This is a genomic window from Streptomyces sp. Rer75 (assembly GCF_013414305.1).
GTDB classification, from domain to species: Bacteria; Actinomycetota; Actinomycetes; order Streptomycetales; family Streptomycetaceae; genus Streptomyces; species Streptomyces himastatinicus.
On record NZ_CP058693.1, the window covers coordinates 4,808,982 to 4,826,225 of the forward strand.

The following is a 17,244-nucleotide window of genomic DNA, read 5'->3' on the forward strand; positions in this document are numbered from 1 at the left end:
GCGTCAGCCCGGCCTCAGTGGGGCGTCGCCTCCGGCGGCGCCGTCGTGATGCCCAGCGAGTGCAGCTGGAAGAGGCGCGACACATCGTGGGAGGTGACGATCCCCTCCAGATGCCCGTCGTCCACCACCAGCACCGGCATCCCCCCGGCCCCCGGCCGGGCCCGCTCCAGCACCTCGCTCAGCAGCTCGTCCGACGTCGCGACCGTGCACCGCGACAGCGGCGTCGCCACCTCGCGCACCCGCCGCTCCTCCCGCATCCCGGCCGGGACCGCCGCCAGCGCGCGCAGCTCCACGACACCGCTGACCCTGCCCTCGAAGTCCAGCAGCGGCAGCGCCGAGTGGCGTGAATGCGCCGCCACCTCGTCGATGAACCGCCCCACCGGCAGCCAGTCGGCGCCGGTCGCGACCGGGGACGACATCGCGTCGCCCGCCCGCACCCCGCGCAGCGCCGTGTTGACACCGGCCCGCTGCCGCTCCGCGTTGGCGATCACCAGTATGAACAGCCCGACGAGCGCGATCCACAGCCCGCCGCCCTCACCGCGGACGAACGAGAACCAGCCGAGCGCGATGAGCAGCACCCCGAAGATCTGGCCGCTGCGCCCGGCCGCCCGCTCCGCCCGCTCCCGGTCGCCCGTACGCCACCACAGCACCGCCTGCACCACCCGGCCGCCGTCCAGCGGCGCGGCGGGCACCAGGTTGAACACCCCCAGCAGCAGATTCGCCCAGCCCAGCCAGATCAGCACCGCCGCCGGTACGCCCCACCCGGCCAGCGCGTTGGCCCCGATCCCGGCGCCCACGGCCACACCGCCGATGGCCAGGCTGGTGAGCGGGCCGCTGATGGCCACGAGCAGCGCGATCCCGGCGGTGCGCGGCCGCCCCATCTGGGTCATGCCGCCGAGCGCCCACAGCGTGACGTCCTCCACCGATACGCCCTTGCCGCGCGCGGTGACCGCGTGCGCGGCCTCATGCAGCAGCAGGCTCCCCATCAGCAGGAGGGCGCCGATCACGCTCGCGACCGCGTACACGAGTCCGGTCCGGCCGGGCGTCCAGGCGGGCAGCGTCTCGCGGCCGAGTCCGTAGGCGAGCAGGACGATCAGTACGGGGGCGCTCCAGTGCATGCGCAGCGGCACCCCGAGGACATGTCCGACGCGGACCGAGCCGTTCATCGCTCATCGCCGTCTCACATCAGAACGACCCCCACCAATACCAGTGTCGCTCACGCGCCTGCCTCACGCGCGGGCTCTCACGCGCGGGCTCTCACGCGGGCTCTCACGCCCGGCCGACCGGGTCGTGCACCAGGTGATCGAATTCCCCGTCCTTCGCGCCGCGCAGCATCGCCTCGACCTCGGCCGGGGTGTAGACGAGCGCCGGTCCGTCCGGGAAGCGGGAATTCCGTACGGCCACGTGACCGCCTGGCAGCTTGGCGAACTCGACACAGGACCCCTGGGAATTGCTGTGCCTGCTCTTCTGCCAGACGACCCCCTGGAGGTCCGCGGCCGCCATGCCGTTGTACGGGTGGTCGCGCACAGGGCTCTCCACTGTTCGTGCATTAGTGCAACTGTCAACTGACTCGGATGATAGCCGCGTTTCTTTACGTATGCATGGGCAAATGCATGAGCATATGCACGTGCACGTCGTGTGATCACGTGAGCACGGCGTCTTCTGCCCCGACCCGAGCGGGTCAGTCGTCATGGACGACGTCATGGAAGAAGCCGTCATGGAAGAAGACGACGAGGACGCCCCGCGGGTTGGCCCGCGGGGCGTCCTCGTCGTCAGGTTCGTCAGGTGTGCCGGGCGTCCGTCAGCGCCGCAGGGCGGCCGGGGTGCCGGAGGGCTCGGCCAGGGCGGTGGAGGTGGAGACGGGGGCGCCGAAGTTCGGGGTGCCGTCCGCGTTCCAGTTCACCTTCTGCGCCCGGGTGGTACGGGTGCCGCTACAGCCGTCCGTCGCCTTGGCATTGGCGTGATAGGCCATCCAGACCTCCTTGCCGTCGGGCGACGGGAAGAAGAAGTTGTGGCCCGGTCCGTACACCCCGGCCGCGTCATTGCGCTGGAAGACCGGGTTGGCGTACTTCTTCCACGCGCCCGCCGCCAGCGGATCGCTCCCGGTCAGCTCCATCAGGCCGAGCTTGTAGTCCGGGGTGTCGCAGTGCGAGGCGGAGAAGGTGAGGAAGGTCCGGCCGCCGTGCTGGAGGATGACCGGCCCCTCGTTGACCGCGCTGCCCGACTTCTCCCAGGCGTAGGAGGGCGTGGCGATGCGGACACCGGCGCCGGTCGGGGTCCATGGGTTGCTCATCCGGACCGCGTAGAGGTTCTGCGAACCGCCCTCCCAGAAGGAGTACAGCATGTAGAGGCGGCCGTCCGGCAGGGAGAGATAGCTGCTGTCGATCATCCAGCGGTTGTCGCCGTACGGATCGACCTGGCCCTTGTACGTGTACGGGCCCAGCGGGTTGGAACCGGCGCTCTCCAGCACATGGACGTGCTGGTGGTCGATGTTCGCCGACACCCCCGCGCTGTACGTCAGATACCAGCGCAGCCCGTTCGGGCCGTTGAGGCGGTGGAGTTCGGGCGCCCAGAAGTTGCAGCAACGGGACGCCACGGTCTCGCGGTACACGGTGGTGGGCGCCGCGGTCTTCAGCCCGCCGAGCGTGGGCGACCGGCGCATCTCCCAGTGCGAGGCCCAGGTGGTGCCCAGGTGGTAGTAGTACCCGGCGTAGCGGATGATCGTCGGGTCCGCGCCGTTCTGCGTCACGACCGGATTGGTGAAGCTCCCGGCCCTCACCCCCGGAGAACCGGCCGGTTCGGCCTTCGCGGCGGAGGCGTTGCCCGTCTGTAGCAGGGCGACGAGCGCGAGCAGCGCGGCCGTCAGCAGCGGCAGCGCTCTGGTGCGGATGCGGGTCATGGAAGGCTCCAGGGTTCGAGGGCCCGGGCAGCCACGTGCTACGCCCGGTCGATATTTCGAACACGCTCCGTCATTGCGAACGGACCGTAGAGCCACCCGGGGGAAGGGTCAACCCCTCGCGCAACGCCCGCCCTTGCGCCCGGGGCCGCGTCGGGCCGCTGTCCGGCAGCTGTCGGGGCGTTGTCAGACCCCCCTGCCAGACTCACGGTCATGAGGTGGGCAGCGGCAGAGACGGACGACGGGGGTGTTCGTCTCTGCCCGCTCGACGCCTCCGGAAAGGCCGCCGGACCGGTCGTCGAGGTCCCGGCGGCGCGGGGCGGGATCGCCGAGGCCGTGCGGTCCCGCCCGGAGGCCGACCGGTGGGTGTGGCGGTCCACCGCCGAGGTCTACCCACGGCTGCTGGCGGCCGGGGTCCGGGTCGAACGGTGCTACGACGTGGAGGCGGCCGAGGCGCTGCTGCTCGGCCACGAGGGGCGCTCGGGCGCCCCGCGCTCGCTCGCCGCGGCCTGGGCCCGGCTGCGCGGGCTGCCCGTCCCCGAGGACCCGCCGGTGCGGGCCGCCCAGACCCAGCCGTCGCTCTTCGAGCCCGGCCCGCCGCCGCTGCCGCCCGGCACCGACCCGCTCGACGCGCTGCTGGCGGTGTACCAGGCGCAGCTGGCCCGTACGGGGGCGGCCGAGCACCCGGACCGGATGCGGCTGCTGACCACCGCCGAATCGGCCGGGACCCTGGTCGCCGCCGAAATGCGGCGCGCCGGGGTGCCCTGGCGGGCCGACCGCCACCGGGAACTGCTGGACGAGCTGCTCGGCGAGCGCTATCCGGGCGGTCTTGAGCCGCGGCGGATGGCCGAGCTGGCCGACGAGGTGTCCCGCGCCTTCGGGGAGGGGGTGCGGGTGCGGCCCGATCTGCCCGCCGACGTCATCCGGGCGTTCGGGCGCGCGGGCATCGCGCTCACCTCCACCCGGGCGTGGGAGCTGAAGGAGATCGACCACCCGGCGGTGGAGCCGCTGCTGCGGTACAAGAAGCTGTACCGGCTGCACACCGCCCACGGCTGGTCCTGGCTCCAGTCCTGGGTGCGCGACGGCCGCTTCCGCCCCGCATACCTGCCCGGCGGCACCGTCTCCGGCCGCTGGACCACCCACGGCGGCGGGGCCCTCCAGATCCCCCGGGTGGTGCGGCGCGCGGTCGTCGCCGACCCGGGCTGGCGGCTGGTCGTCGCCGACGCCGACCAGATGGAGCCCCGGGTGCTCGCCGCGATCTCCCGCGACCCGGGTCTGATGGAGGTCGCGGGCACCGGCCGGGACCTGTACGCAGAGCTGTCCGACCGCGCCTTCGCGGGCCGCCGCGACCAGGCCAAGCTCGCGCTGCTCGGCGCCGTCTACGGGCAGACCTCCGGCGACGGGCTCAAGCACCTCGCCGCGCTCAGGCGCCGCTTCCCGGCGGCCGTGGCGTACGTGGACGACGCGGCCCGCGCGGGCGAGGAGGGCCGTCTCGTACGGACCTGGCTGGGCCGCACCTGCCCACCGGCCGGGGGCGCCGCCACCGACCCGGCCGACGAGGCGGGCCTGCCGCGCGACCTGGACGAGGAGCCGCGTTACGGCAGCACGCCGAGCGCCCGCGCCCGCGGCCGCTTCACCCGGAACTTCGTCGTCCAGGGCAGCGCCGCCGACTGGGCGGTGCTGATGCTCGCGGCGCTGCGCCGCGCCCTGGCGGCCGCCGGACTCCGCGCCGAGCTGGTCTTCTTCCAGCACGACGAGGTGATCGTGCACTGCCCGGAGCCGGAGGTGGCGGCGGTGCGGCAGGCGATCGCGGAGGCGGGCGAAGCGGCGGGCACGATCGCCTTCGGCACCACCCCGGTCCGCTTCCCGCTCACGGTGGCGGCAGTGGAGTGCTACGCGGACGCGAAGGACTAGCGAAGGGGCGGCCGAGACGGAGGGGGGCTCGCCCGACCGGCGCACCTCCGGAGGCAGCGGCCGCGTCCGGCCGCACACGATGGCCACATGAGCATCAGCCTCGAGCGGCTGCGTCGCTGCTCCATCGCCGTGGACCTCGGAGCGTCCAGGACCCGCGTCTACCTCAAGCGCACCGGGGTGATCGTCGACGAGCCCACCGTGGCCGCCGTCAACACCCGCACCGGCGCGGTGATCGCGGTCGGGGCGTTCGCCGAGCGCATGACGGGCCGTACACCCGCCCACATCCGGGTGGTGCGTCCCGTGGCGGGCGGCACCGTCGTCGACATCGCCATGGCTCAGCGCATGCTGCGGCTGCTCCTCGGCAACAAGTTGCGCCGCGCCTGGCGCCGCAAGCCGCGGCCGGGCGCCGCCGTTTGCGTACCGCACGACGCCGATCCGCTCGCCCAGCGCGCCGCCGTGGAGACGCTCGCCGGGCTCGGCGCCAAGCGGGTCGAGCTGGTGGACACGCTGATCACCGCCGCCGTGGGCTGCGGGCTGCCCGTGGAACGGCCCGAGGCGACGATGATCGTGGTGTGCGGCGCGGCCACCACCCAGGTCGCGGTGTTGTCGCTGGGCTCGATCGTGGCCGCCGAGCGGGTGCCGGTGGGCGGCGAGACGGTCGACCACGCCGTCGTCCAGCATCTGCGCAACGCACACGCGCTGATGCTGCCGAGCCAGGCCGTCCGCCCGCTGCACCTGGTCCTCGGCGACACGGCGCTCGCCTCGCTGGGCACCGAGGTGCACGGCCGCGACGTGGCCACCGGGCTCGCCCGGTCCGTACGGATCGACGTGGAGGGCGTACGCAACGCCATCCGCACCCCGCTGACCGGCGTCCTCGACGCGATCAGCGCCGTGCTGCGCCGCTGCCCGCCCGATCTGGTGGCCGACCTCGCCGACCGCGGCATCATGCTCGCGGGCGGCAGCGCGGTGCTGCCCGGTCTGGACACCCTGCTGCGGGAGGCGACCGGCGTCCCGGTGAACATCGCGGACAACCCGGGCGTGTGCGCGGTGGAAGGGCTCGGCGCGATGCTGGAGGGCAAGGTCCAGCCCCATGTCCTCAGCTCGGCCATCACCTGAGGACCGTTACCCGAGCACCGTCGCCTGAGGACCCTTCACCCACCTCTCCCCCGCCTCTCCCTCCGGGCAACTCCAGGAACTGATCGGAACTTTCTTCCCGACGCGTTGAGTGGCCGCCCCCTCCCGTCCGTACGAAGGGAGGAAGAGGCCGACATGGCCACCCAACCCCCCCGGGGCACAGACCGGGAGTCGTCAGTTGATGTTGTCCAACTCAGGTCCTGTCCTGGAGGTTCTGGTGCACGACGACGCCGCCGTGGCCGATGAGCGTCCGTCCAGATCGCAGCGCGGTACACCGGACGAGCAACTCATGCGTGCGCTCTACCAGGAGCACGCCGGACCGTTGCTCGCGTTCGTACTGCGTCTGGTCGCGGGCGATCGCCATCGCGCGGAGGACGTCGTGCAGGAGACTCTGGTCCGCGCCTGGCGGAATGCGGACCAGCTGTCCCGGGCCACCGGTTCCATCCGGCCCTGGCTGGTCACGGTCGCCCGCCGCATCGTCATCGACGGGCACCGGAGCAGGCAGGCCAGGCCCCAGGAGGTCGACCCGTCTCCCCTGGAGCTGATGCCGGCGGAGGACGAGATCGACCGGGCACTACGGCTGATGACACTTTCCGACGCGATGCACGACCTCAGCGACGCCCATCGCGAGGTGCTCGTCGAGACCTACTTCAAGGGCCGTACGGTCAATGAAGCGGCGGAAACGCTCGGCATACCCAGCGGGACGGTTCGGTCCCGGGTCTTCTATGCGCTGCGCTCCATGAAGCTCGCGCTTGAGGAGAGAGGAGTGACGGCATGACAGCGCAGGCGCACCACGCGGGACACGACGCCGTTGGCGCGTATGTGCTCGGCGTGCTCGACGAGGCGGAAGCCACCTATTTCGAGGAGCATCTGGCCGGTTGCGACCAGTGCGGTCGGCAGCTCGACGAGCTGACCGGCCTGGAACCCCTGTTGGCGGACCTCGCGGCGGACATCCCCGGCATCCACGGGGCACCCGGCCGCACCGCGATCACGGGCCACACCCCGCACGCGTTCACCGCCACCCCGACCGCGATCGACACCCTGACCGCCAAGCCCGGCCCCGCCCTGCTGAACCGCATGGTGGGCGAGGTCGCCGCGGCCCGCAGCAAGCGCAAGCGGCGCGGTCTCTACCTGGTCGCGGCGGCGGCCGCCCTGATCGTCGGCGGACCGCTCGGCACGATGGCCGTCACCTCGGGCTCCGACGCGAACCCGCCCGTCGCGGCGAGCCCGACGACCGACAAGGCGCTCTTCGCCGAGATGCCGATGAAGATGGAGGGCACCGACCCGACCACCAAGGTGTCGGCGGCGGTCGCGATGCAGGACAAGATGTGGGGCGTCGACGCCGTGCTGCGGCTGAAGAACGTCAAGGGCCCGCTCAATTGCAGCCTGATCGCGGTCTCCAAGGACGGTCATGAGCAGACCATGATGACCTGGGCCGTGCCGGAGCGGGGCTACGGGATCGAGAACAGCCCCACGAAGATGGCCAGAGATCCGCTGTGGGCGCACGGCGGCGCGGGCATGAAGAGCGACGACATCGAGCGCTTCGAGGTCCGTACGAGCGACGGCAAGCGTCTGGTCTCCATCAAGGCGTAACCGGCCCCGCCCGAGGCTCCTGGCCGCTGTGCCACTCGGATCGCCGACCATCCCGTGCGGCGCTGTGAGCGAGATGTTACACAGGGTGTGATATGTCGCTTTCGCGTCCCCGGGGGGTCCGGATCCGAGGAGGCACACGTGGCTGACCCGGACGCCCATCAGCAACGCATGTTCAGCCAGTACGTGCTGCCCGAGATCGAGGTGCTGCTGCGCGTGGCGATGTCTCTGACCGCTCAGCGCGCCGACGCCGAAGATCTCGTGCAGGACACGTTACTACGGGCGTACCGGGCAGTCGGCCGTTTTGACGGGAGACATCCACGGGCCTGGCTGCTGACGATCATGCGGCACGCTGAGGTGAGCCGGCGCCGCCAGCGCCGGCCCCGCCTGCTCGACGACCCGGACACCGAGCTGGAACGGCTCTCCCCGGCCCGCGACGCCACCCCTGAGGAACTGGTGGTGGACACCGCGTTCGACGAGGCCGTGGACGCCGCGTTCACCGCGCTGCCGCTCCGCGACCAGCAGGTCGTGCGGCTGGTGCATGTGGACGGGCTGTCCTACGCGGAGGCGGCGCAGGTGCTGGACGTCCCCAAGGGGACGGTGATGAGCAGGCTGCACCGGGCCCGCAAACGGATCCGGAACCAGCTGATGGCCGCGGGGCGCACGGGACGGGAACCTGAGCGAGGTGAGGCATGAGCCGATGGACATGGTGGCGCGACACCGAACGGCGCCGGACGAGGGAGTGCCCGGTGGGCGCGCCGATGCTCCAGGCGTATCTCGACGGCGAACTGGACGCGCCGGACGCGGGCCGGGTGCGGGCCCATGTGGCGGAGTGCCACCCCTGCGCCCGTGAGCTGTCCCTCTACCAGCGCATCACCAGCGAGCTGGCCTCCCGGGGGGTGACCGACGAAGCGGCGCTGGCGCGGCTGAAGGAGTTCGCGGCCTCGATCGCGGAGCGGGAGAGCACCCGGGAGCCGGGGCCGGACCCGGATCGGATGCCGGGATCGGGTTCGGGGCCTGGGACGGGGCCGAATGCGGTGCCCAAGGCCGGGGGCTGACGTACGGCCGTCGCGCGGCCGAGCACAGCAGCACGGCCGCGGTGAGCAGGGTCCCGGAGACGAGGGCGACATCGGCCAGGTTGAACACCGGGCCGCGCCCCGCCACCGTGATCCAGTCGACCACGGCGCCGCGCAGCGGGCCCGGCGGCCGTGCCACCCGGTCGGCGCCGTTGCCGACCGAGCCCCCGGCGATCAGCGCCATGCCGAACGCCAGGCCCCGGCGGTGGGCCCGCAGCCCCGCGCAGACGGCGGCCAGCGTGGCGACCGCGCCGGTCAGGGTGATCATGCTGATCAGCACCGGGCGGCCGTGCCCCAGCCCGAAGGCCACCCCGGCGTTGTGCACCAGCAGCGCGCGGAACGGCCCCATCCGGGCCTGCGGCCCCGAGGTACCGCTCCAGGCGGCCAGCGCGAGCGCCTTGCTCACCTGGTCGGCCGCGACCACCAGGAGCGCGGCCAGCGGGAAGAGCAGCCGGCCGGTGTGCGGGTGGGGGTTCATGGCGGGCCTCCCTGAATGCCGGGGCCCGGTCCACGGGCGCGGTCGGGGCCCAGGGAGGAAACCCGGCGGGAGCACGTCCCGCTTCCCTCCATACGAGACTTTCGGGACTTTCCCGACCATCTCCGTGGGTACGGACATGACGGAGGGCCCGCAGGCGGCTGCCTGCGGGCCCTCGCTGTCACATCACCATGCTCGGCACAGTGCCGGGAGGGGTCACTCCGACGCCTTCCCCTTCGGCTCCAGCATCGGCATCTGGTACTTGGACAGCATCTTCATCTTGTTCTTGTCGAGGGTCTTCCAGTCCTTGTTCAGCACACCGCCGGTGTCACCCGAGTCCGGGTTCCAGGTCCAGTAGGTGTAGCTGATCTGGTTCTTCTTGAGGTAGTCCATCAGGGCGTTCTGCCAGATGGCTTCCTTGCTGTTACCAGCGGTCTTGCGGCCACCGAACTCACCCAGGAGCAGCGGACCGATGTTCTGCTGCTTGACGTAGGCCCAGTGCTTCTTCCAGATGGCCGGCATGTTCTTCGGGAAGTCCTTCGCCTGGAACCAGTTCTGGTTGAAGACGCCCGGACCGTAGTCATGGGCCGAGTAGACGACCTTGTTGCCCTCGTCCAGCTTCACCGGGTGCTTCTTCACACCCTGGAGGTCGCCACCCCACCAGAACTGCTCGTTCTTGTGGCGGTCGGTGCCCTCGACGAAGATCAGCCAGTTCTTGTTGACCTTGTGGATCGCGTTACCGGCCTTGGTGGCCGCCATGTGCCAGTCGGTCTTCTTGTTGCCGTCGCCCCACGTGGCCTGGCCACGCGGCTCATTGTGCAGGTCGGCGCCGATCACCCGGTCGTTGCTCTTGTAGCGCTTGGCCAGCTTGACCCAGTCGCTCAGCCACTTGTTCTCGGTGAGGCTCTGGGAGTACCACAGCTCACTCTGGCTGTACTGGTCGGGGCGGTGCTGGTCCAGGATCACCATCATGCCGCGGTCGGTGGCACCCTTGACGACCTTGTCCATGATCTGCTGGCCGGTGAGGCCCTTCAGGTCGGGGTTCTGCTTGAAGTCGATCCCGTTGGGCTTGCTCTTGGCGTCGAACATCTCGTTCGCGTAGGGGAGCCGCATGGTGTTGAAGCCCTGCTTGGCCATCTGGTCCAGCATGGAATCCAGGCTACGGGTCCACAGGCCGTGCGGCGCGAAGGTACCGGTCTCGAAGCCGAACCAGTTCACGCCGGTCAGGACAACCTTCTTGCCGTTCGAGTCGACGATGTCACCCTTCTTGGTCGACAGCGGGAACTCCACGTCCGAGCCGGCGGGCTTGCCCGGGGCGGCCGAGGACGAGGAACCCGCGTCGTCGCCATTCATGGCGAACGCCGTGACGGTGCCACCCACGGCACCGACAGCGACGACGGCCGCGGCGATACCCATGCGCAGACGGCGGGAGCGGGGAACGCTCTTCGTCTCGGTGGTCTCGGGGTTGGTCGGGACGTTGTTCTGGTCCATGGGGGAATTCATTCGGTGATACTCCTGAGGAATTCGCGTATTTCGGTCTTGAGGATGCTGGGGGTGTTCGTCGGAGATTCCAGGCATTCCAAGTAGGGGTCGGATACGGCGGTCAGCCGGACAATCCGCGCCTGCGGGAGGAGGTCGCCGATCAGGCGGTCCAGCCCTTGGGCCTTCCAGCCGGGCTCGTCCACATCGATCAGCACCACATCCGGTTGCGCTTCACGCGCCAGAGAAATTGCCTCCCTGGCCGATCCGGCAATTCCGGACAACTCCAGTCCCGGCTCCTCGATCACGAGATCGGCGAGAGCACTCAGCACCTGGGTGTGGTGCTCCACGACGAGAACTCTTTGCATCGATGGAGCTCCTTCGGGCTTTTTTGTCCTGTCGCTCACCGACATTAGAAAAGCCCGGGGCTCGAAACACCGTACGGATGGCCGAAATCTGGATACCTCAATTGCAGGAATTCAGGGCACGCCAAACGGCCGAATTCCGACTACCTCAGTTGAGGTAGCAGAATTCGGCCGTTTTATATGGGTTATGTCCGTTTTGCGGGGGTGGTTCCTGGGGGCCCTGGGAGGAGGCTCAGCCGGTCAGCCGGTACGCGTAGCCGGGGACGAAGACGCCCGCACCGGCCGCGCAGCCGTCCGCCTGCCCCGGCTGCTTGATCCACAGGAAGGCGTCGACCCCGGGGATCCCGGTGGCCGCGGTGGGGGCCCGGCCCAGCTTGCGGCCGGGCGGATCGCAGAACTGGTGCTTGGCGGCAGGCCCCGCCCCGTTGCGGCTGGTGTCGACCACGACCCCGAGCCGGGGGCGGCGCAGCTCCCGCAGCACGGACAGGCCGTAGCGCACCTCGTCGCCGGTGGCGTTGAAGTTGGAGACGTTGACCGCGATGCCGTCCCCGTACCGGTCGATACCGGCGTGCCGCAGCCGCCCGGCCATGGTGCGCGCGGGCTGCCAGCCGGAGTTCCCGGCGTCGTAGTAGACCCGGGCGCGCGGGGCCCGCTCGTGGAGCGTCCGGGCCGCGTACGCCAGCGCGGCGAACCGCTCCGCGCGCTGCCGCTTCCGCAGACAGCCCAGGTGGGCGAGGCCGTCCGGTTCGAGGACGACCAGGGCGGGCCGGTCGCCGATGCCCCGGGTGAAGGCGTCGATCCAGCGCCGGTAGGCGACACCCGCGTCCCCGCTGCCGCCGGCGCTGTACTGCGCGCAGTCGCGCTGCGGGATGGCGTACGCGACCAGGACCGGCAGCCGCCGCCGGGCCGCGGCCGTGCCGACCAGGCCCCGGGCCCGCTCCTCGACCAGCGACTCGTTGGTCTCGGTGAACCAGGCGGCCTGCGGCTGGGCGGCGATGCGCTTGCGGATGGCCGCTGCCCGCCGGTCGCGCGGATGGGCGCGCACCCAGGACGCGGCGGGGTTGTGCGGGTCGGTGTAGAAGCGCGTCGTCGCGGGATAGAACGGCTTCGTTACGGGGAGTGACGGCGCGAGGGCATGGGTGTCCGAGGGCTTCAGCAGCGTACGCACCGTGGCGGCGGCCATCACGACCTCGGCCACCAGCACCATGACCAGCACCTGGGCCATGCCGCGGCTCAGCCATGCGGTCCGGCGCGACCGCACCGGCGGGCGGGCCCGGTCGGCGCGGTCGCGTGGTCCGGTGAACATCGCCGGCTCCGCCGTCAGCCGTTGTGGGAGTTGCCGGGCGGCGGGCGGCGGCGGCTGATGAGCACCACGGCCAGCACCGCGAGCACGACCAGCACACCGGCCACCACCCCTATCGTGACCAGGGCGGATGTATCACCGGCCGCCTCGGAGGCGGCGGCCGCCTTGGTGCGGTGCGGGGAGGGGGCCGCGGTGGGCTCGGCGGAGGGCGGCGGTGCGGCCCGGTCCGCGAGCGCCTTGGCGGGGGCGATCACCCCGTAGCCGTAGCGCGGATCGTGGCCCGCGGAGCCCTTCCGGTCGGCCGTGTCGATCAGCTTCCGCACGATCTGGCGGGAGTTCCAGCGGGGGTGTTCCGAGCGCAGCAGCGCCGCCCCGGCGGCGACCCAGGGCGCGGCGTAGCCGGTGCCGTCGCCGGTCCAGTAGTCGTTGTTGCCCGCGGTGGTGAGGATGGCGACGCCGGGCGCGGCGAGCGTGATGGTCCCGCCGTGGTGGGACGAGGTCCACACGGCGCCCTTCTTGTCGGTGGCCACGACGGCGACGACGCCGGGGAGGGCGGCCGGGTACGTGGGCCGGTTGCCGTCCTTGCCGTTGTCACCGGCGCCCGCCACGACCACGGCGTCCTGCCCGGCGGCGTACTTCACCGCGGACTTCAGGTCGGCGCTCGGGCGCTTGAAGGACACGGCCACGTGGATGATGTGCGCGCCATGGCTCGCCGCATGGCGGATGGCCCGGGCGGTGGCCGTGACCTGGGGCTTTCCATTGCGGTACACCCCGAGGGGCATGACTCGGGCCCGGGGCGCGAGCCCGTACACCCCGTCGCCGCGGTAGTTGCGGCCGGTGCCGACGATGATGCCCGCGGCGTGGGTGCTCTGTTCGTCCTCGTTTCCGTCGTCCCGGGTGACGGGGCTGCCGCTGCCCGCGAAGTCCTTTCCGGCGGCGACCCGCCCGCGCAGATCCGGATGGGTCGCGTCCACTCCGGTGCCGACGACCGCCACGGTCACTCCGGCGCCCTTGCTGTATTTCCATGCGCGCTCCGCCTTGAGCGCGGTGAGCGCCCATTCGGAATCGTGCAACGCACCGCTGCTGTCGGAATCACTCGCCGCGGCGTCACTTGCCGCAGCCGGCGTGGCCAGTGCGAGGGCCATCGCTACGATGACCGCTCCGGCCCGGCCGGCGAATGGATGGCGTGACATCACGTGACCTGACATTACGTCACCTACTCTCGTCGCACGGGACGCAAGGCCGTCGGGCCCCTTTCATCTTGGGCAGCCCCCGGAAGTACTGACACCCGCGGGCGAGGGATCCGCCGTTCCCCTCTTCGGGGGAAAGGTTCGAGCCCGGAAAACCGGCTCTCCCCGAAATGGGGGAGGAAAGAGGTCCGCCGAAGGTGCACTCACCGCTCCCCCGGGCGCGGGTACTACCTCCTTTGCGGGTGACGCACTCTGGGACGCGACGGCGATAAGAGCCTCCTGTCGAGGGAGTCGCGATGCAGCGTTTCCGAACGTTCAGTGAGCGCGCGGGAGAGCCGGGCGATCGAGCGGACGTGGCCACCGACAGGCGAAACGGGTGCCCGGTCCGGGTCCCCTCGCCGCGGAAAAGGCTGTCGGGTCTGCCCGGTCTGGCGCTGCGCTTCGCGGTGGTCGGCGGGGGCGGTGTGCTGGTGAACTCGGTGGCGCTCTTCGCGCTCTACCACTGGGCCGGGCTTCCGCTTCTGGTGGCGTCCGGCATCGCGGTGGAACTCGCCGTGGTCCACAACTATCTGCTCAACGACCGGTGGACCTTCGCCGTGCACACGCCGTCGGCCAGACGTTTCGTCAAGTTCAACGTATCCGTACTGGGCGGACTCGCGGTCAACGTCGTTCTCGTCTGGTCGCTGGTCCGCTCCGGAATGTATCTCCTGCTGGCGAATTGCCTCGGCATCTCCGCCGCGTTCGCGGTCAACTTCGCCTGTAGTACGGGATGGGTATGGGGGAGGCGGAGCCGATGATTATCCCCATCGTCTATCTGGTGCTGGTGCTGGTCTCGATCCTGCTCACGGTGCAGTCGACCCACGTCCTCTATCTCATGCTCTACACCTGGGACCGGCGGGACGCCGAGCGGAAGGCCAGGGCGCCGGACACCTTCATTCCGCCGCGGCTCTCCTTCAGCGTGCTGCTGCCCGCCCGGCATGAGGAAGACGTCATCCAGTCCACCATCGAGCGAGTGGTGCGCGCCGACTACCCGGCCGAATTGCTGGAGGTCTTCGTGATCTGCTCACAGGACGACGACGGCACCGTGAAGAAGGCCGAGGAGAAGATCGACCAGCTGGCCCGGGAAGGGCTGCACAACGTGCGGGTCGTGGTCTTCGACGACGGGCCGATCAACAAGCCGCACGGGCTCAACACCGCCCTGCCGCAGACCGCCAACCAGGTGGTGACCATCTTCGACGCCGAGGACGACATCCACCCGAAGATATTCCGGCTCGTCAACACCGTGATGGTGAAGGAGCGGGTCCGGGTGGTGCAGGCGGGCGTCCAGCTCATGAACTACCAGTCCAATTGGTATTCCACGCTGAACGTCCTGGAGTACTTCTTCTGGTTCAAGAGCCGGCTCCACTACCACGCCCACCACGGCTCCATCCCGCTCGGCGGCAACACCGTCTTCTTCGCCCGCGAACTGCTGCTGCGGCTCGGCGGCTGGGACGACCGCAACCTCACCGAGGACGCGGACATGGGCCTGCGGATCTCGGCCATGGGCGAGCGGGTGCGCGTGGTCTACGACGACCGGTATGTGACCAAGGAGGAGACGCCGCCCACCCTCGGCCACTTCATCCGGCAGCGCACCCGCTGGAGCCAGGGGTTCATGCAGACCCTGAAGAAGGGCACGTGGAAGAAGATGCCGACGCGCAAACAGCGCTGGCTGGCCTTCTACGTGCTGGTGTTCCCGCGCGGGCAGGCGTTGCTCGGCCTCTATCTGCCGATCTCGCTCGGCATGATCCTGATCCTCAAGGTGCCGGTCCTGATCGCGCTCTGCTCGTATCTGCCCGTACTGCTGCTGGTCGCGCACTTCCTGGTGCAGATGGTCGGCCTGTACGAGTTCACCGACGCCCATGGCCTCGAGGCCTCGCCGAAGGCCGTCCTCCGGATGGCGATCGCCTGGTTCCCGTTCCAGATGGTCCTGGCGTACGCGGCGCTGCGGGCCATGCGGCGGCAGGTGGCCGGCCGCCACGACTGGGAGAAGACACAGCACGTGGGCGCCCACCGGGGCTCGACCGAGGAGGCGGAGTCGCGTGTCGCATGACCCCGTGCCCAGCCGGGCACCCTCGAACCCGGTCACCGTCGACCAGGACGTCGACCAGCATCGGGCCGCCCCGCAGCGGCCCCCCGCACGGCGCCGCCGCCGGTTCTCCGTGGAGCGCGGCTGGTTCCCGCCGCTGGGGAACATCGGGAAGATCGCCCTGGCGGTCTCCCTGCTGACCGGAGCGCTCACCCACGGCTACCACCTGTTCCGCTACCCCCTCTACCTCACCGACGAGGGCATCTACATGCAGCGGGCCTGGTCGCTGGTGCGGGAGACCAGCCTGTCCCCGTACACCTACGACTACGACCACGCCCCGGCGGGCTGGATCACGCTGGCCGGCTGGGTCTTCCCGCTGCCGCAGCAGTTCGAGACGTTCGGCAACGCGATCAACACCGGTCGCTTCCTGATGCTGGTGGTGCATGTCGCGAGCGTCTATCTGCTGTTCGAGATCACCCGGCGGCTGTCGGGCAGCGTGCTGGCCGCCACCATCGCCGCGTTCTTCTTCAACGTCTCGCCGATCGCGGTCTACTACCAGCGCCAGGTGCTGCTGGACAACCTGATGATGTTCTGGCTGCTGCTGAGCCTGTTCGCCCTGCTGCGCCGGGAGACCACCATCAGGTCGGTGTTCGGCGGCGGGATGGCCCTGGGGCTCGCGCTGATCACCAAGGAAAACGCGATCTTCTTCGTGCCGAGCTTCATCTATCTGCTCTACCGGCGGATCAAGGGGTCACCGAGCCACCGGTTCCTCCGGACGCTCTGGCCGTTCGCCGCGGCGGCCCCGATCGGCGCCTATGTGACGTACGCGCTGCTCAAGAACGAGCTGCTGCCGAGCAGTTTCGACTTCGACCTGAACAACCCGCCCGCGGACCACGTCTCGCTGCTCTACACCCTGTGGTGGCAGCTCAACCGCAGCCAGGGCAACCTGCTCAGCCACGACGGGCTGCTGTACACGAGCTGGCTGATGCGCGACTCGTTCATGCTGATCGCCGGGTTCGCGGCGATGCTGCTGTGCCTGTGGTGGGGGCTGCGGGACCGGCAGCGCAACCTGGGCTACCTGATCATCGGGACCCTGGCCTTCGGCTACACCTTCTACCTGCTGCGCGGCAGCGTGGTGCTGGACTTCTACGTCACCCCGCTGATCCCCATGTTCGCGATGAGCATCGGCATGGCCGTGGACCGGCTGCTGAGGGCCTCGTTCAAGAACCGCTTCATGCGGGGAGCCCATTCGCTCGTCCGGGTCGGTGCGCCCTCGCTGGTAGCGGTCGTCCTGCTGATGTCACCGTCCTCCGGATATCTGGTGCACACCAATACCGAGGGCGTCGTACAAATCGCGGACCAGTACCAGTCGAAGCTGAACCTCACCAAAATGCAGCATGATCAGATCGCCTGGGTGCGCAAACACGTCCCGTCCAATGCGCGCATCATCATGGACGACGACCTATGGGGAGAGCTGCACGATGTGCGCCCGTTCTACCCGTACGCGCATTCCCACTGGAACGCCGCATCCGACCCCGATGTGCGCGACAAGCTGTTCAAAAAGAGATGGCAGAACATCGACTACATCATCATGTCGAACAAGATGCGCAAGTCGATGGCGACAAACAACGCCGACGGGCGCGAGAACTGGATTCTCAAGGCCCTCCAGAATTCCGACCGGGTCTGGTCGAGAATCCAGGGCAACATCAAGCTCGAAATCTACCGGGTGCAATAGCCGCGGGAAGAGGAGGTGAAGG

The 17,244-nt window shown here is 70.0% G+C and carries 16 protein-coding genes and 1 pseudogene; 9 read left to right on the plus strand and 8 right to left on the minus strand.

Annotated elements, in window-relative coordinates; all coding sequences use genetic code 11:
- Positions 1-14 precede the first annotated feature (14 nt).
- The 3 genes from HYQ63_RS20245 to HYQ63_RS20255 all read right to left on the minus strand — a co-directional run bounded on the left by HYQ63_RS20245 (position 15) and on the right by HYQ63_RS20255 (position 2,899).
- The gene (locus HYQ63_RS20245) at positions 15-1,166 is read right to left on the minus strand and encodes a site-2 protease family protein (RefSeq protein ID WP_179935231.1); all 1,152 of its coding nucleotides are present in this window, start codon (positions 1,164-1,166) and stop codon (positions 15-17) included.
- 103 nt (positions 1,167-1,269) lie between these two features.
- Positions 1,270-1,503: a DUF397 domain-containing protein gene (locus HYQ63_RS20250; protein ID WP_179940321.1), complete on the minus strand. Its 234-nt coding sequence runs from the start codon at positions 1,501-1,503 to the stop codon at positions 1,270-1,272.
- A 298-nt stretch (positions 1,504-1,801) separates the two neighbouring features.
- Complete coding sequence (locus HYQ63_RS20255) at positions 1,802-2,899, minus strand: family 43 glycosylhydrolase (protein WP_179935232.1); 1,098 nt, start codon at positions 2,897-2,899, stop codon at positions 1,802-1,804.
- 210 nt (positions 2,900-3,109) lie between these two features.
- Between HYQ63_RS20255 and HYQ63_RS20260 the strand changes: the two genes are divergently transcribed.
- The 6 genes and pseudogenes from HYQ63_RS20260 to HYQ63_RS46070 form a co-directional block, all read left to right on the plus strand.
- Positions 3,110-4,810, plus strand: a complete 1,701-nt coding sequence (locus tag HYQ63_RS20260; RefSeq protein WP_179935233.1) for a bifunctional 3'-5' exonuclease/DNA polymerase — start codon at positions 3,110-3,112, stop codon at positions 4,808-4,810.
- Between the two features lie 87 nt (positions 4,811-4,897).
- Positions 4,898-5,926, plus strand: coding sequence for a rod shape-determining protein (locus HYQ63_RS20265; protein WP_179935234.1), 1,029 nt, complete (start codon positions 4,898-4,900; stop codon positions 5,924-5,926).
- A gap of 199 nt (positions 5,927-6,125) precedes the next feature.
- On the plus strand, positions 6,126-6,722 hold the full coding sequence (locus tag HYQ63_RS20270; protein ID WP_050799946.1) for a sigma-70 family RNA polymerase sigma factor: 597 nt from the start codon (positions 6,126-6,128) through the stop codon (positions 6,720-6,722).
- Positions 6,719-7,537 (plus strand): zf-HC2 domain-containing protein, encoded by an 819-nt coding sequence (locus HYQ63_RS20275; protein WP_179935235.1) that lies wholly within the window; start codon positions 6,719-6,721, stop codon positions 7,535-7,537. The genes HYQ63_RS20270 and HYQ63_RS20275 overlap by 4 nt, the downstream gene beginning before the upstream one ends.
- A 138-nt stretch (positions 7,538-7,675) precedes the next feature.
- Positions 7,676-8,230 (plus strand): RNA polymerase sigma factor, encoded by a 555-nt coding sequence (locus tag HYQ63_RS20280; protein ID WP_179935236.1) that lies wholly within the window; start codon positions 7,676-7,678, stop codon positions 8,228-8,230.
- A 65-nt stretch (positions 8,231-8,295) separates the two neighbouring features.
- Positions 8,296-8,370, plus strand: a pseudogene (locus tag HYQ63_RS46070) (zf-HC2 domain-containing protein); the annotation flags it as partial.
- Between the two features lie 37 nt (positions 8,371-8,407).
- Here the strand turns inward: HYQ63_RS46070 and HYQ63_RS45665 are convergent.
- From HYQ63_RS45665 to HYQ63_RS20305, 5 genes are all read right to left on the minus strand, one after another.
- On the minus strand, positions 8,408-9,088 hold the full coding sequence (locus HYQ63_RS45665) for a signal peptidase II (RefSeq protein ID WP_179935237.1): 681 nt from the start codon (positions 9,086-9,088) through the stop codon (positions 8,408-8,410).
- Between the two features lie 213 nt (positions 9,089-9,301).
- Positions 9,302-10,576: a glycoside hydrolase family 5 protein gene (locus HYQ63_RS20290; protein WP_257231972.1), complete on the minus strand. Its 1,275-nt coding sequence runs from the start codon at positions 10,574-10,576 to the stop codon at positions 9,302-9,304.
- An 8-nt stretch (positions 10,577-10,584) separates the two neighbouring features.
- Complete coding sequence (locus tag HYQ63_RS20295) at positions 10,585-10,932, minus strand: response regulator transcription factor (protein WP_179935239.1); 348 nt, start codon at positions 10,930-10,932, stop codon at positions 10,585-10,587.
- Between the two features lie 229 nt (positions 10,933-11,161).
- The gene (locus HYQ63_RS20300; RefSeq protein ID WP_179935240.1) at positions 11,162-12,235 is read right to left on the minus strand and encodes a glycoside hydrolase family 6 protein; all 1,074 of its coding nucleotides are present in this window, start codon (positions 12,233-12,235) and stop codon (positions 11,162-11,164) included.
- 14 nt (positions 12,236-12,249) lie between these two features.
- Positions 12,250-13,305 carry a S8 family serine peptidase gene (locus HYQ63_RS20305; protein ID WP_257231973.1) on the minus strand — a complete coding sequence of 352 codons (1,056 nt, stop codon included), beginning with the start codon at positions 13,303-13,305 and terminating at the stop codon, positions 12,250-12,252.
- Positions 13,306-13,718: 413 nt separating this feature from the next.
- Between HYQ63_RS20305 and HYQ63_RS20310 the strand changes: the two genes are divergently transcribed.
- Genes HYQ63_RS20310 through HYQ63_RS20320 form a run of 3 tightly spaced genes read left to right on the plus strand, consistent with a single transcriptional unit; the run spans position 13,719 to position 17,222 of the window.
- Positions 13,719-14,219 carry a GtrA family protein gene (locus HYQ63_RS20310; RefSeq protein ID WP_179935242.1) on the plus strand — a complete coding sequence of 167 codons (501 nt, stop codon included), beginning with the start codon at positions 13,719-13,721 and terminating at the stop codon, positions 14,217-14,219.
- The gene (locus HYQ63_RS20315) at positions 14,216-15,511 is read left to right on the plus strand and encodes a glycosyltransferase (RefSeq protein ID WP_257231974.1); all 1,296 of its coding nucleotides are present in this window, start codon (positions 14,216-14,218) and stop codon (positions 15,509-15,511) included. Before HYQ63_RS20310 ends, HYQ63_RS20315 begins: the two co-directional genes overlap by 4 nt.
- On the plus strand, positions 15,501-17,222 hold the full coding sequence (locus HYQ63_RS20320) for a glycosyltransferase family 39 protein (protein WP_257231975.1): 1,722 nt from the start codon (positions 15,501-15,503) through the stop codon (positions 17,220-17,222). Before HYQ63_RS20315 ends, HYQ63_RS20320 begins: the two co-directional genes overlap by 11 nt.
- Positions 17,223-17,244: the final 22 nt, after the last annotated feature.